This is a genomic window from Caulobacter sp. 602-1 (assembly GCF_003931565.1).
Lineage (GTDB): Bacteria > Pseudomonadota > Alphaproteobacteria > Caulobacterales > Caulobacteraceae > Caulobacter.
On sequence record NZ_RRYI01000001.1, the window covers coordinates 448,645 to 461,640 of the forward strand.

Here is a 12,996-nt window from a genome sequence, read left to right on the forward strand (position 1 = left end):
GAGGACGAAACTTAAGTGAAGGTCGCAGCCAGCTCGCTCCGCAAAGGCGCCGTCGTCGACATGGACGGCAAGCTCTACGTCGTCCTGACGGTCGACAACATCCACCCCGGCAAGGGCACCCCGGTGACCCAGCTGAACATGCGCCGCATTTCGGACGGCGTGAAGGTTTCGGAACGCTACCGCACGACCGAGCAGGTCGAGCGCGCCTTCGTCGACCAGCGTGACCATACCTTCCTCTACCAGGACGGCGACGGCTATCACTTCATGAACCCGGAAACCTTCGACCAGGTCGTGGCCACCGAGGAGGTGATCGGCGACGCCGCGCCCTACCTGCAGGAGAACATGACGGTCCAGCTGTCGACTCACAACGACGTGCCGATCGCCATCGAACTGCCGCGAACCATGATCCTCGAGATCGTCGACACTGAACCGTCGGTGAAGGGGCAGACCGCCTCGTCGTCCTACAAGCCGGCCCTGCTGAGCAACGGCGTCAAGACGACCGTCCCGCCCTACATCACCGTCGGCACCCGCGTCGTGATCCTGACGGAAGACAACTCGTATCAGGAACGCGCCAAGGACTAAGTCCTTCGGAGCTTCGAAACGCGAAAGGCCCGACGGGAAACCGCCGGGCCTTTTTTGTTCGCGGTTCCCAGGTCTAGAGGCCGATGGCCTCCAGTTGGGCGACGCTCATGGCGTCCAGCTGGGCCGCGGTCAGCTTGTTGACCTGGGCGCGCGACAGGCCGCTCAGCTGGTTGGGACTGAAGGCGGCGATCTGCTCGCTGGTGAAGCCCGATATCTGGCTGGGCATGATCTGGCCGATCTGCTCGCCGGTGAGGCTGCGAATGGCCACGGCGGGCAGCTGGCCGACCTGGGTGGTGGTCAGGGCCCCGAGCTGCGCGCCGGACAGACGCGCCAGGCCTTCGGCCCCGAACGCCGTCAGCTGCTCGCCCGAGAAGCCGCGCACCTGGGTCGCCGACAGGCCGCCAAACTGTTCGTCGCTCATGCCGTTCACCGCCGCCAGCGACAGCGCGCTGATCTGGGTGTTGGTCAGGGCCGCGACCTGGGTCCGGTTAAGCTCGCCAATGTCGGTGGGGGTCAGACCGCGCACCTGCACGGGCGTCAGCGCCGAGATCTGGCCGGCCGAGAGCGCCGCCACCTGGGTGACGTTCAGGGCCGAGATGTCGGCGGCCGAGAAACCTTCCAGCTGGCCCGCGCCCAGGGCGCCGATCTGGGTGGCGGTGAACTCGCCAATGTCGGCGGCGCTGAACCGCTCGATCTGGCTGGTCGTCAGGCCGCGCACCTGGGCGGTGGTCAGGCGGGCGAACTGGGTGGCGTCCAGGGCCGAGAGAATCTCGCCGCTGACCGCGCCGATCTGGGTTCCGGACAACACCGCCACCTGGGTGGTGGTCAGGGCCCCGAAGGCGCTTGCGTCGAGGCTGGCCACCTGGGTCGTCGACAGGCCCGTGATCTGGCTGGTGGTCAGGCTGGTCAGGCGGGAGGTCCCCAGGGCCGCGAAGGCCGTGGGCGACAGGGCGCCCAGCTGGGTCGGGTTCAGGTTGGCGACCTCGGTCGAGGTCAGGTTGGCGATGAACGTGCCGGACAGGCCCGCCATCTGGGTGGCGCTGAGCGTCGACAGGCGCCCCTTGAAGACGCTCTCGGGCAGTACGGCCAACTGGGTTGGCGACAGGCCCGCGAACTGGGCGGCCGTGAGGTCGCCGATGGCGGTCGTGCTCAGGCCGCCGATATTGGTGGTCGACAGCGCGCCCAGCTGCGAGGGGGTCAGGCCGTCGACCTGGGTCGCGGACAGCTCGGCGAAGTCGGTGGTCGACAGGCTGGCGATCTGGGTGGTGCTGAGGCTCTGCACCTGCGCCGCCGACAGGCGGGCGACCTGGGTGGCGTTCAGGGCGGAGAAGGCCGTCGGCGTCAGGGCCGACAGGAACGAACCGGAGAGGCTGCCAACCTGGGTGACGGCCAGGGCGGACAGCTGGTCGCCGGTTATGGACCCGGCCTGGGTGGTCGACAGGCCGGCCAGTTGGGCGGAGGTGAAGCCGGCCACCTGGGTGGCGCTTAGCGCCGGCAGGGCGTCGCTGGCCAGGGCCCCGACCTGGATCGAGCTGAGCGCCGCCAACTGGGTCGCCGATAGCCCGCCAACCTGAGTCGATTGCAGGGCCGAGATCTGCGACGGGGCGAGCGCGCGGAGCTGGGCGGTGCTCAGGGCGGCCAGTTGGTCCGGCTTGAGGGCCGCCACGTCGGTGGCCGGGAGGCCGCCAAGCTGCGACGCGGCGATCGCGGCCACCTGGGTCGTGCTCAACTCGCCCATGTCCTCGGGCGTCAGGCCGCGCAGCTGGGTGGCGTTCAGGCCGCCGATCTGGGTGGTCGTCAGGGCCGCGACCCGGGCGGCGTCCAGCGCCGAGAAGGCGGTCGCCGTCAGGCCGCCGATCTGTCCTGCGGTCAGCAGGCGGAGGCGCTCGGTCGCGATCGCCGCCACCGCCGTGCCTGTCAGGCCAGCCAGCTGGCTGGCGCGCAGGCCGGTCCACTGGGTGGTGTTGAGATAGGTGAGGTCGGTCGCGTCCAGGCCGCCCAGCTGGGTGGTGGTGAGGCCCTGCACCTGGGTGACCGCCAGGCCCGCCCACTGGGTGGCGTTGAGATTGCCGATCGTCTCCGGCGACAGGGCGCCCAACTGCATGCCGGTCAGGGCCGCGATCTGGGTGGGGGCCAGAACGCCAAACATCGTTGTGGCGAAGCCCTTCAACTGCGTCGATGTCAGACCGCGCAACTGAGAGGCGGTCAGCTGCCGCAGGCTTTCGGGGCTCAGGCGGCCCAGATTGGTCACCGATAGCGCGCCGAGCTGGCTGGCGTTGAGGCCGCCCAGCTGGGTGGCGCTCAGGTTCGCGGCGATGTCGGACGGCAGGCCGGCCATCTGGTCGGTGGTCAGGCCGCGCAGCTGGCTGGCGCCCAGGGCCGCGATCTGGGCGGCGCTGAGGCCGTCCAGAGCCGTGGTCGACATCTTGCCGATCTGGGTGCTGCCCAACAGGCTGACGGCCGTGGTCGACAGGTGCGGGACCAGGACGCCGACCTGGGTCCCGTCCAGGGCGCCGATCTGCGCGTTGCTCAGCTCGCCGACATCGTCGTCAGTCAGGCCCTTCAGCTGGGTGGTCGTCAGGCCGCGCATCTGCACGACATTGAGCCGCGCCGTCTGGGTGGCGTTCAGGGCCGACAGCGACTCGGGCGTCAGGCCGCCGATCTGCGTGGCGCTCAACGCGGCGACCTCGGTGGCGGTCAGCCGGCTGATGTCGGTGGGCGTCAGCACCTTCATCTGCGTGGCCGTGACGCCCTTCAGCTGCAGGCTAGTGAGCGAGGCGACGCCGCGCAGCGTCGCGAACTGGGTCCCCGACAGGGCGCCGATCTGGTCGAAGGTCAGGGCCCCGACCTGCTCGGTCGTCAGGGCGGCCAGGTCGCTGGTCGACAGGGCCTTCACCTGCAGCGGCAACAGGGCCTTGATCTGGGTCGGGGTGAACGCGGCGAAGTCCTCGTCCGACATCCCCGCCAGCCGCTCCGGCGGGAGCTCGCGGATCTGGGCGGCGGTGAAGGCCTTCAGCTGGGCGCGGGTGAACTCGTTGAAGTCGTCGCCGTTCAAGCCCTTCAGCTGATCGGGTCGCAGACGGGCGATCTGGCTGGCGCTGAGCGCGGCCACGTGGGTGGCGTCGAGGCTGGAGAAGGCTGTGACCGACAGCCCGCCGACCGCCACCGGATCCATGGCGGCCAGCAGTTCGGGCTTGAGGGCGTCGACCGCCGTCACCGACAGGCCGCCCGTATGGTTGCCGGACAGGCCGGCGATCTGGGTCGGCGTCAGTTGGTTCAGGAAGTCAGCGCCGGCGCGACCGATCTCCACGGAGGGGAGGCTGCGGATCTGGGTCGGCTTGAGCGCGGCGATCCGCTCGGGACCCAGGGCCTTCAACTGTTCGGCGGTCAGGGCCGACATCTGCAGGGCGCTGGCGCCGGCCCACTGTTCGGGCGTGGTCAGGGCGATGGCGGCGGCGTTCAGACCTTTTAGGGTCGGCACCGAGAGCCCGGCGAACTGAGCGGGGCTCAGCGCGCCGACCTGCTCGGCCGACAGGCTGGCGAACTGGGTCTGGGTCAGGCCGCCGATCTGGGTGGCGCTAAGAGACGCTAGCTGCTGGTTGCTGAACTCGCCGATGTCGGAGGGGGGCAATTGCCGCAGCTGGGTCGGGGTCAGGGACCGCACCTGGGCCAGGGACAGGCTCTGGATCTGGTCGCGCGACAGGGCTGCGACGGCCGTGGACGACAGGGCGACGATCTGGGTCAGGGCCAGGCTGTCCAGGGTGGTGGTGCTGAGCTGCGCGATCGTCGTGCCCGACAGGGCCTTCACCTGGACGGCGTTCAGCAGCTTCAACTGCTCGGCGCTGAAGGCGACGGACGACGACAGGCGCGGCAGCTGGGCGGTGGTCAGGGCCGACAGCTGGGTCTTGTTGAACTTGGCGAACTGCTCGGCGGTCAGACCGCCTATGGCCGTGGCCGAGATCGCCGCGACCTGGGCCTTGGTCAGCTTGGCGAATTCGGATGGTGGGGCCTCGGCCAACGCCGAGGCGCTCAGCGTCGCGATGCGAGCGGCCGACAGGCTGGACAGGGCCGAGCTATCTGAAACGCCGGCGACCATCGCTACTCCACTTACTCCGCGCGCCGTAGGCGCCGCCAGCACGATCGCACGAATCGCAAATCCACTTTAGGTGGAAATTAATACAGTTTAAACTATATTTCCAATTCGCGCGTAGCGGGTCAAGCCTTCGACCAGGGCGTCGAAGACCAGGCGGACCCGGCGCACGTCCTTCAGGTCCTCGTGGGTGACCACGAAGGTTTCCAGGTCGATGGCGAACAGATCGGCCATAACCCGCTCCAGCATCGGATCGCGCGCGGCCAGGCCGACCTGGCAGATGCCAAGACCCAGGCCGGCCCGGATCGCCGCCAATTGAGCCACGTCGTTGTCGGTGCGGAAGGAAAAGTCCTCGACCCGCAGGTCGAGACCCAGGCCCATGGCCTTGATCGCCCGTACGCCGATCGTTTCGCTCTCGTAGCCGATCAGCGGCATGCGGCGGGCTTGCTCCATCGTGGTCGGCCGACCCCAGGCGTCCAGCACGCGCTTGTGGGCGTGCATGCCCAGGCTGATGGCGCCGATCCGCCTGGCGACCAAGGCGTCCTGCGTGGGCCGGACCATCCGCACGGCGATGTCGGCCTCGCGGCGCAGCAGATCCTCGCTGCGGTTTGTCAGGGCCAGCTCGAAGACAAGGCCCGGATGGGCTTCGCGCAACTCCGCCAGTATCGCCGGCAGAACCTCCATGCCGACCACCTCGCTGGCGGTGATCCGGACCACGCCCGAGGCCGCCCCCGCCTCGGCCGAGGCCGCGCGGGCCAGGGAAGCGGCGGCCAGGGCCATGGCCCGGGCGTGCTGGGCTAGGTCCTTGCCCAGCGCCGTCGGCGTCAGCCCCGAGGGCGAGCGGGTGAAGAGCGCCACGCCCAACTGGGCCTCCAGATCCTCAATCCGCCGACGCACCGTGGGCTGGGCGGCGCCCAGTTGGCGAGCGGCGGCCGAAAGGCTGCCGGTATCGACCACGGCCAGAAACGCGCGCTGACGCTCCCAGTCGACGGCGGTGGGCGGATCCAGGCTCATATATTTTTGATAGGCTGATGGAGCATTCTCGTCAATTTCTATTGATGCGCGCACGGCTCATTTTCTGGTCATCGACATTCCAGGAGACGCCCGATGACCATCCCGACCCGTATCGCTCTCGTCCTCGGCGCCAATGGCGGGGTGGGCGGAGAGACCGCCGCCGCTCTGGTCCGCCACGGCTGGACCGTCCGCGCCCTGGTCCGTGACCTAACCAAGACCGCCCGTCCGGGCTTCGACTACATCCAGGGCGACGCCCTCGACCGCGACGCCGTGGTCTCCGCCGCGAAAGGCGCTTCAATCATTGTCCACGCGGTCAATCCGCCCGGCTATCGCAGCTGGAAGAGCCTCGTCCTGCCGATGATCGACAACAGCATCGCCGCCGCTCGCGCCAGCAGCGCGCGGATCCTGCTGCCGGGCACGATCTACAACTACGATCCGGCCGCCCATGCGCTGATCGACGAGACCACGCCGCAGCGCGCCTTCACCCGCAAGGGCAAGATCCGCGTCGAGATGGAGGCGCGCCTGGAAGCGGCCGCCGCCCCGGGGAGCGAAAATGGCGGCGTGCGCTCGCTGATCCTGCGGGCGGGCGACTATTTCGGACCGCGCTCGACAACGAACAGCTGGTTCGCCTCGGGCCTCGTCACGCCCGGCAAGCCGGTGAAGACTATCCTCTATCCCGGTGACAAGGGTGTCGGTCACGCCTGGGCCTATCTGCCCGACGTCGGCGAGACCTTCGCCCGGCTGGCCGACCGCGAGGCCGAGCTGCCGGCCTTCGCCCGCTTTCATTTCGATGGGCTTTGGGACGCCGATGGGACCGCCTTGATCCGCGCCATCGCCCGCGCCGCGGGTCTCAAGCGCCCCAAGGTGTTCCGCCTGCCCTGGGGCCTGGTTCCGATCGCGGGACTATTCAACGAGACCTTTCGCGAACTGACCGAGATGAGGCCGTTCTGGCGAGAACCCGTCCGCCTCGACAACCGCCGTCTCGTCGCCTTCCTCGGCGAGGAGCCGCGCACCCTGCTGGAGACGGCCGTTGCGGCGACCATGCGGGGCCTGGACGTACCGGTGGCGGAGCAGGGCGCGCCGTCGCGGTTGGCGCGGGCCGCCTAAGCCCGCGCGAGCCGTCGGTCGAACTGTCCGATGGTCGAGACGAGGGTCGCCATCTCGATCGGCTTCTCGATGAAGGCGTTCATGCCGGCCGAGAGGGCCTCGGAGCGCTCGTCGTCCATGACCCCGGCCGTCAGGCAGATGATCGGCAGTCGCGCCCAGCGGGGTTCGGCGCGGATGCGGCGGGTGGCTTCCAGCCCGCCCATCCTGGGCATGTTGAAGTCGATCAGCACCATGTCGAAGTCGGCCTCGCCCAAGGCGTCGATCGCGCCCTGGCCGTCGCCGGCCTCGACGATCTCGCAGCCCAGAGGGGCCAGCATCATGCCGATGACCTTGCGATTGACCGGATAGTCGTCGACGACCAGCAGCCGCAGCGGCGGTCCCGCCGGTGTCCCGCTGGGCTCAACCGTCGCGGCGGGCAGGTCGCAGAGGAAGGTCAGGACAAAGGTCGAGCCCTTGCCGACTTCGCTTCTGGCGGTGACCGCGCCGCCCATCATCTGCGCCAGACGGCGAGTTATGTTCAGGCCCAGGCCCGTGCCGCCGGTGCGACGCGCCGTGGCCGGATCGGCCTGGACGAAGGGCATGAACAGCCGCTCCAGCACCTCGGGGCGGATGCCGATGCCGGTGTCGGAGACGGTGATCTTCACCCGCACGCGATCCGTCCCGGGCGCGGGCGCGCAGCCGACCCGCACGAGAATCTGTCCGAAGGGGGTGAACTTCACGGCGTTGGAGATCAGGTTGGTCAGGCACTGACGCACCCGCAGCGGGTCGAACGTCAGGGCGGCGGGCACGGTGTCTTCGACCCGCAGGGTGATGGTCGAACCCTTTTCGCGGGCTTGCGGCTGGTTCAGTCGCACGACGCGGTCGGCCAACAGGGCCAGGTCGCCGACGATCGGAGCGATCTCCAGCTTGCCGGCCTCGATCTTGGCGAAATCCAGCACGTCGTTGAGAAGGGCTAGCAGGGTGCGGCCGGATTCCTCCAGCAGTTCGACCTGCTCGCGCTCGCCGGGCTCCAGAGGCTCCAGTTTCAGAGCCTGGGACAGGCCCAGCATTCCGTTCAGCGGCGTGCGCAGCTCGTGGCTCATCAGGGCCAGGAACTCGGACTTGGCCTGGCTGGCGATCTCGGCCCGGGCCTTGGCCTCCTCCAGGGCTCGACTGTTGCGGATGTTGGTCACGGCGGCCTTGGCGGTATAGGCGGTCAGCATCAGCGCGGCGAGGAACAGCACTAGCCGCTGGCCCGCCGGGAACGGATTGAAGACCGCGGTCAGGGCCAGCAGCAGCAGGGCCGCGCCGCCGCCGACGATCAACAGCAGGAGCTTCGATCGCGCCGTGAACGCCTGGGCGTGGACCAGCAGGGCCGACAGCAGGCACAGGGCCGCCAGGCGCATGACCTCCTGGTCCAGGCTCCAAAGCAGCACGACCAGCGCCCACCAGACCAGATTCATCCAGACGACGGCCGCGACATAGGCCTGGCGCTGGCGGGGCGTGGTCGTCTGATCGACGCGCTGAGGCTTGCTGGCGATCCAGACCGCCGCCTCGGCGCTGGCGATGGCCAGACCCCAAAGCAGACCCGGAAGGGGCTCGACGAACAGGGCGTAGCACGTCGCGCTAAGCGCCCCGATGGCCAGGCGCAGGCCCAGCGTCGGCAGGCTGCGCGCCGTGACCGTGGTGACGCCTTCATCGAACCATTTCGACCAGCCCGGCACGATCGTTCTCCCCCCCGCTGCCCGCGCCCCTCGGGTTGCGGTCACGCTTTCGCACCCGAGCGCGGCGTGAGGCAACAGGCGGCGCCGGGGGTGGAACCGAAATCGGGTGTTTTGCTCAGCGGGTCCGCTCGTATCCCCGCCCAATAAGAAAGGCCCGGAGTCTCCTCCGGGCCTTTCCCATGTTCGCGAGCCAGGAAGGCTTGGTTTATTTGCCCGCCGCCGTCAGGGCGTCCATCAGTTCCGGGACGGCCGTCTTGTAGTCGGCGACCAGACCGAAGTCCGCCACCTGGAAGATCGGCGCGTCGGCGTCCTTGTTGATCGCGACGATCACCTTGGAGTCCTTCATGCCGGCCAGGTGCTGGATCGCGCCCGAGATGCCGATGGCGACGTAGAGCTGCGGGGCCACGACCTTGCCGGTCTGGCCGACTTGATAGTCGTTCGGGGCGTAGCCGGCGTCGACGGCCGCGCGACTGGCGCCGACGGCGGCGCCCAGCTTGTCGGCCAGCGGCTCGATCACGCGCTGGAACTCCTCGGCCGACCCCATGGCGCGACCGCCCGAGACGACGATCTTGGCCGCGGCCAGTTCCGGACGGTCCGACTTGACCATCTCTTCGCTGACGAAGCGGGTCTTGCCGGCGTCAGCGCCAGCGACGGTCTCCACCGAGGCGCTGCCGCCTTCCGCCGCCGCCGCGAAGGCGGTCGGGCGGACGGTGATCACCTTCTTGGCGTCGCTCGACTGGATCGTCTCCAGCGCGTTGCCGGCGTAGATCGGGCGCGTGAAGGTGTCGGTCGAGACGACCTCGACGATGTCCGAGATCGGGGCGACGTCCAGCTTGGCGGCGACGCGCGGGGCGAAGTTCTTGCCGCCCGAGGTGGCCGGAACCAGGATCGCGTCGTAGTTGCCAGCCAGGGCCAGGACGGCGTCGGCCTGGGCTTCGGCGATACCGTGGCCCAGGGCGTCGGACTCGGCCAGCAGCACCTTGCGGACGCCGGCGATCTTGGCCGCTTGGTCGGCCACGCCCTTGGCGCCCTTGCCCAGGACCAGCACGTCCACGTCGCCCGAGATCTTCAGGGCCGCGGTGACGGTCTTGTGGGTGCCATCGCGCAGGTGCGCGTTGTCGTTATCGGCGACGACGAGAACAGCCATTACAGCACCCCCGCGGTGTTGAGCTTCGAAATGAGGTCAGCGGCGGTTTCCACCTTGATGCCGGCCGAGCGCTTGGCGGGCTCGGTCACCTTCAGAACCTTCAGGCGCGGCGCGATGTCGACGCCGTAGTCGGCGACCGTCTTGCTGACGATCTCCTTCTTCTTGGCCTTCATGATGTTGGGCAGAGACGCATAGCGCGGCTCGTTCAGGCGAAGGTCGGCGGTGATGATCGCCGGCAGATCGACGTCCAGGACCTGCAGGCCGCCGTCGACTTCGCGGGTGACCTTGGCGGTCGAGCCCGAGACTTCCACCGCCGAGGCGTAGGTCGCCTGCGGCCAACCCAGCAGGGCCGACAGCATCTGGCCGACGGCGTTGTTGTCGCCGTCGATCGCCTGCTTGCCCATCAGGACCAGGTTGGGGTTCTCTTCAGCCACGACGGCCGCCAGCAGCTTGGCCACGGCCAGCGGCTCGGGATCGGCGTCGGTGGTGATCAGGACGCCGCGGTCGCCGCCCATGGCCAGCGCCGTGCGGATCGTCTCCTGGGCTTGCGCCGGACCGATGCTGACGATGACGACCTCGGTCGCCACGCCCTTCTCCTTGAGACGCACGGCTTCTTCGACCGCGATCTCGCAGAAGGGATTCATCGACATCTTGACGTTCGCAAGGTCGACACCGGTCTGGTCCGCCTTCACGCGGGCCTTGACGTTGTAATCGATAACCCGTTTGACCGGGACTAGGACCTTCATCGGTTTCCACCGCCTCCAGGCTGCTTTTTTTCCTGCTTGGCCTCCGACTTACCGTTTCGGCGCCGCAATGCAAGTTTCCCTTTGCGTAAGCGTAATGCGTTAGGCTGGGTATGGTTCAAACGGTTGTACGATTTCCGGCGCTCCGTTGCGCGCTGGCGGCGCCTGCGCCAATTCCCTTACGTGCGGAAAGGCGGTAAGGGGCGGCCATGAACAAGACTTTCACGCGCCTGAAGTACATCTTCCTGGGCCTGTTCGTGCTCCTGAGCGGCGCCGCCCTGACCTACCACGTCGTATGGGTGTGGCCGAAGGAGAAGTGCGAGCGTCAGGGGCGTCTCTGGGCTGGCAAGTGGATGAAGTGCGCCACAAGCTATTCGATCGAGACCTTGACGCGCCGCCCGCTGAACGTGCCGCCGATTAATGGCGAGGCCGCGGCGTCGGCCCCCGCGCCGGCGACCTCGCCGGCCGTTCCGGAAAAGAAGTAGGCGCTACCGCGTCGCGCCGGGCTTCCACAGGACGTCGGCGCGACCCTTGTCGTTGCTCCACCGCGCCGCGACGAACAGCAGGTCCGAAAGCCGGTTCAGATACTTGATCGCCGGTTGGCCCACGATCTCGCCGTCCATCTCCGACAGCGCCACGCAGGTCCGCTCGGCCCGGCGGCAGACGGTGCGCGCCACGTGCAGGGCCGCGGCCGCCGGCGATCCCGCGGGGAGCACGAACGACGTCAAAGGCGCCATCTCGCCGTTCAGCAGGTCGATCTCGCGCTCCAGCCGTTCGACCTGGCCGTCGAGGATGCGCAGCGGCTCCCATTCCGGCTTGCCGTACTGCTCTGGCGTGGCCAGATCCGCGCCCAGGTCGAAGAGGTCGTTCTGGATCCGCTCCAGCATGGCGTCGAGCACGGGGTCGGTCGCCGTGTGCTGGCGAGCCATCCCGATCGTCGCGTTGGTCTCGTCCACCCCGCCGTAGGCTTCCACCCGCGGCGAGGCTTTGCTGACCGGCGCGCCGGTGGCCAGCCGCGTCGAGCCGCGGTCGCCCGTGCGGGTATAGATGCGATTAAGCGTGACCATACGTCGCGGACTCCGGTTCGGCGAAGCAGTCTACCTACGCGCCGCCACGCCGCCACCAGAACGCGGCGGCGACCAGCACGATGATGGCGATGAACTGCAGCAGCACGCGCAGGCGCATCAGCTTGTTCGAATAGGAGCGGCCGAAGTCGCCGCCGCGAAACAGGGCGTAAAGCCCGGCGGCCAGGGCGATCAGGACCGCCAGCAGGGCGGCGGGAACGAGGAAGTCGAACAGGTGGCTCATAGCCTCGGAGAATAGGGCGTTGCGTCAAGCCGCGCCATAGAGGCTGGAGCCGTAAGGGCGTCAGGGGAACGCCTCGGAGGTCCCTCGACCCAGGGCGGCGACCGAGTTCGATGACCATCGTCCGTTGAGCTAATTCGCCGAACTTGTTCGGTGAGTGAATTTGTCGCAGTGACCCCTTGAGAGCGCTCCCATATCTATGGCACGCGCCATTGTTCGGCGATTCGAGTTCTATTTTGCGGTTGCAATGGCCTCCCCCTGGCGTTATTGCGCCCGCTTCCTATTTTTCAGTGTGCGTTCGTTGAACATGATCAACCTCCCCCACCGCGGATCGTTCAACGCCTTTCACTCACCCCAGCGGGGGTAGGAGTTACCTGCAATGGCCCAGAGCGCTCTGCTCTCGACCAACGCTGAGCTCTCCGCGTCCGATCGCGAAGAAGCCATGGCCGAAGTCCGCCAGCTGATCACCGACCTGCGCGACGCCGCGCAGGATGGCCGTCAGTTGGCCCGCCGCTACGCCGACGTCCTTCAGAATGTCGTCGATGAGTACTGCATTGAATTCGAGAAACGCGCTGAAGCCGCTCTCGCCCGCCTGGAGGCCGCCGCATGAGCTTTGTGTCCGTCAATATCGAGTCCGCCACCGATTCCCCGGTGAAGCTGACCCGCCGGGCCCTGGCCAAGCAGCGCACTCGTGAACGCGTCCTGGCCGCCGCCCGCAGCCTGTTCAGCGAGCGCGGCTACGAAGGCGCCACCATCCGGGATATCGCCCAGGCCGCCGGCATGTCGACCGGCGCCGTGTTCGCCAGCTTCGCCGACAAGTCGGAGCTGTTCGAAGAGATCCTGACCGCCGACTACGAGGTCATCTACGCCCAGATGACCCAGGCCTCGCGCAACGCCAAGACCGTCGACGAAGCCCTGCTGGGCCTGTTCGGCGTCGCTTACGGCTTCCACGTCGAGCAACTGCCGCTGCTGCGCGCCAGCATCGCGGTGTCCTGGACCCGGTCGGAAGCCGCCGAGCGTCGCGCGCGCGGCGACATCAAGCACCTGTTCCTTCTGATCGCCGACGCCCTGCAACGGGCCATCGATCAGGGCCAGTTGAAGAAAGATATTGACGTCAAGCTCTTGGCTGAAATGAGCTGGGACGTGTATGTCGCCAACTATCGCCGCGCCGTCTACGACGGTTGGTCGGTGGAAGCTCTGCTGGCGCGGCTTTCGGATCAGCTGAAGGTCATCTTCGCGGGCGCTCGCGCCTGACGAACGAAACTGGGCGCTCTGTTCGGGGGAACGGAGCGCCTTTGTTACAAC

The 12,996-nt window shown here is 68.1% G+C and carries 12 protein-coding genes; 5 read left to right on the top strand and 7 right to left on the bottom strand.

Annotated features, from left to right (window positions below; translation table 11 throughout):
• Positions 1-15 precede the first annotated feature (15 nt).
• Positions 16-582 (top strand): elongation factor P, encoded by a 567-nt coding sequence (gene efp, locus EIK80_RS02235; protein WP_125155331.1) that lies wholly within the window; start codon positions 16-18, stop codon positions 580-582.
• A gap of 73 nt (positions 583-655) precedes the next feature.
• Here the strand turns inward: efp and EIK80_RS02240 are convergent, their stop codons facing one another.
• Both EIK80_RS02240 and EIK80_RS02245 read right to left on the bottom strand, forming a co-directional pair.
• Positions 656-4,678 (bottom strand): ice nucleation protein, encoded by a 4,023-nt coding sequence (locus tag EIK80_RS02240; protein ID WP_125155332.1) that lies wholly within the window; start codon positions 4,676-4,678, stop codon positions 656-658.
• 87 nt (positions 4,679-4,765) lie between these two features.
• On the bottom strand, positions 4,766-5,686 hold the full coding sequence (locus EIK80_RS02245) for a LysR family transcriptional regulator (protein ID WP_125155333.1): 921 nt from the start codon (positions 5,684-5,686) through the stop codon (positions 4,766-4,768).
• A 93-nt stretch (positions 5,687-5,779) separates the two neighbouring features.
• Between EIK80_RS02245 and EIK80_RS02250 the strand changes: the two genes are divergently transcribed.
• The gene (locus EIK80_RS02250) at positions 5,780-6,793 is read left to right on the top strand and encodes an NAD(P)H-binding protein (RefSeq protein WP_125155334.1); all 1,014 of its coding nucleotides are present in this window, start codon (positions 5,780-5,782) and stop codon (positions 6,791-6,793) included.
• Here EIK80_RS02250 and EIK80_RS02255 read toward each other — a convergent pair.
• The 3 genes from EIK80_RS02255 to EIK80_RS02265 form a co-directional block, all read right to left on the bottom strand.
• Positions 6,790-8,496 (bottom strand): ATP-binding protein, encoded by a 1,707-nt coding sequence (locus tag EIK80_RS02255; protein ID WP_125155335.1) that lies wholly within the window; start codon positions 8,494-8,496, stop codon positions 6,790-6,792. The genes EIK80_RS02250 and EIK80_RS02255 overlap by 4 nt on opposite strands.
• Before the next feature lie 205 nt (positions 8,497-8,701).
• Complete coding sequence (locus tag EIK80_RS02260; RefSeq protein ID WP_125155336.1) at positions 8,702-9,643, bottom strand: electron transfer flavoprotein subunit alpha/FixB family protein; 942 nt, start codon at positions 9,641-9,643, stop codon at positions 8,702-8,704.
• Positions 9,643-10,389, bottom strand: coding sequence for an electron transfer flavoprotein subunit beta/FixA family protein (locus EIK80_RS02265; protein WP_125155337.1), 747 nt, complete (start codon positions 10,387-10,389; stop codon positions 9,643-9,645). The genes EIK80_RS02260 and EIK80_RS02265 overlap by 1 nt, the downstream gene beginning before the upstream one ends.
• 206 nt (positions 10,390-10,595) lie before the next feature.
• Between EIK80_RS02265 and EIK80_RS02270 the strand changes: the two genes are divergently transcribed.
• Positions 10,596-10,871 carry a hypothetical protein gene (locus EIK80_RS02270; protein ID WP_125155338.1) on the top strand — a complete coding sequence of 92 codons (276 nt, stop codon included), beginning with the start codon at positions 10,596-10,598 and terminating at the stop codon, positions 10,869-10,871.
• 3 nt (positions 10,872-10,874) lie between these two features.
• Here EIK80_RS02270 and EIK80_RS02275 read toward each other — a convergent pair whose 3' ends face one another.
• Together EIK80_RS02275 and EIK80_RS02280 are read right to left on the bottom strand one after the other, a co-directional pair.
• On the bottom strand, positions 10,875-11,453 hold the full coding sequence (locus EIK80_RS02275) for a cob(I)yrinic acid a,c-diamide adenosyltransferase (protein WP_125155339.1): 579 nt from the start codon (positions 11,451-11,453) through the stop codon (positions 10,875-10,877).
• A 34-nt stretch (positions 11,454-11,487) separates the two neighbouring features.
• On the bottom strand, positions 11,488-11,694 hold the full coding sequence (locus tag EIK80_RS02280) for a twin transmembrane helix small protein (RefSeq protein ID WP_125155340.1): 207 nt from the start codon (positions 11,692-11,694) through the stop codon (positions 11,488-11,490).
• Between the two features lie 376 nt (positions 11,695-12,070).
• Between EIK80_RS02280 and EIK80_RS02285 the strand changes: the two genes are divergently transcribed.
• Positions 12,071-12,301: a hypothetical protein gene (locus EIK80_RS02285; RefSeq protein WP_125155341.1), complete on the top strand. Its 231-nt coding sequence runs from the start codon at positions 12,071-12,073 to the stop codon at positions 12,299-12,301.
• Positions 12,298-12,945 (top strand): TetR/AcrR family transcriptional regulator, encoded by a 648-nt coding sequence (locus EIK80_RS02290; protein WP_125155342.1) that lies wholly within the window; start codon positions 12,298-12,300, stop codon positions 12,943-12,945. The genes EIK80_RS02285 and EIK80_RS02290 overlap by 4 nt, the downstream gene beginning before the upstream one ends.
• The last annotated feature ends 51 nt before the right edge of the window (positions 12,946-12,996 follow it).

Coding starts and splice junctions, on each gene's coding strand:
- EIK80_RS02285 (WP_125155341.1), top strand. CDS start 12,071: ATGGCCCAGAGCGCTCTGCTCTCGACCAACGCTGAGCTCTCCGCGTCC.
- EIK80_RS02280 (WP_125155340.1), bottom strand. CDS start 11,694: ATGAGCCACCTGTTCGACTTCCTCGTTCCCGCCGCCCTGCTGGCGGTC.
- EIK80_RS02245 (WP_125155333.1), bottom strand. CDS start 5,686: ATGAGCCTGGATCCGCCCACCGCCGTCGACTGGGAGCGTCAGCGCGCG.
- EIK80_RS02275 (WP_125155339.1), bottom strand. CDS start 11,453: ATGGTCACGCTTAATCGCATCTATACCCGCACGGGCGACCGCGGCTCG.
- EIK80_RS02260 (WP_125155336.1), bottom strand. CDS start 9,643: ATGGCTGTTCTCGTCGTCGCCGATAACGACAACGCGCACCTGCGCGAT.
- EIK80_RS02250 (WP_125155334.1), top strand. CDS start 5,780: ATGACCATCCCGACCCGTATCGCTCTCGTCCTCGGCGCCAATGGCGGG.
- EIK80_RS02265 (WP_125155337.1), bottom strand. CDS start 10,389: ATGAAGGTCCTAGTCCCGGTCAAACGGGTTATCGATTACAACGTCAAG.
- EIK80_RS02270 (WP_125155338.1), top strand. CDS start 10,596: ATGAACAAGACTTTCACGCGCCTGAAGTACATCTTCCTGGGCCTGTTC.
- EIK80_RS02240 (WP_125155332.1), bottom strand. CDS start 4,678: ATGGTCGCCGGCGTTTCAGATAGCTCGGCCCTGTCCAGCCTGTCGGCC.
- EIK80_RS02290 (WP_125155342.1), top strand. CDS start 12,298: ATGAGCTTTGTGTCCGTCAATATCGAGTCCGCCACCGATTCCCCGGTG.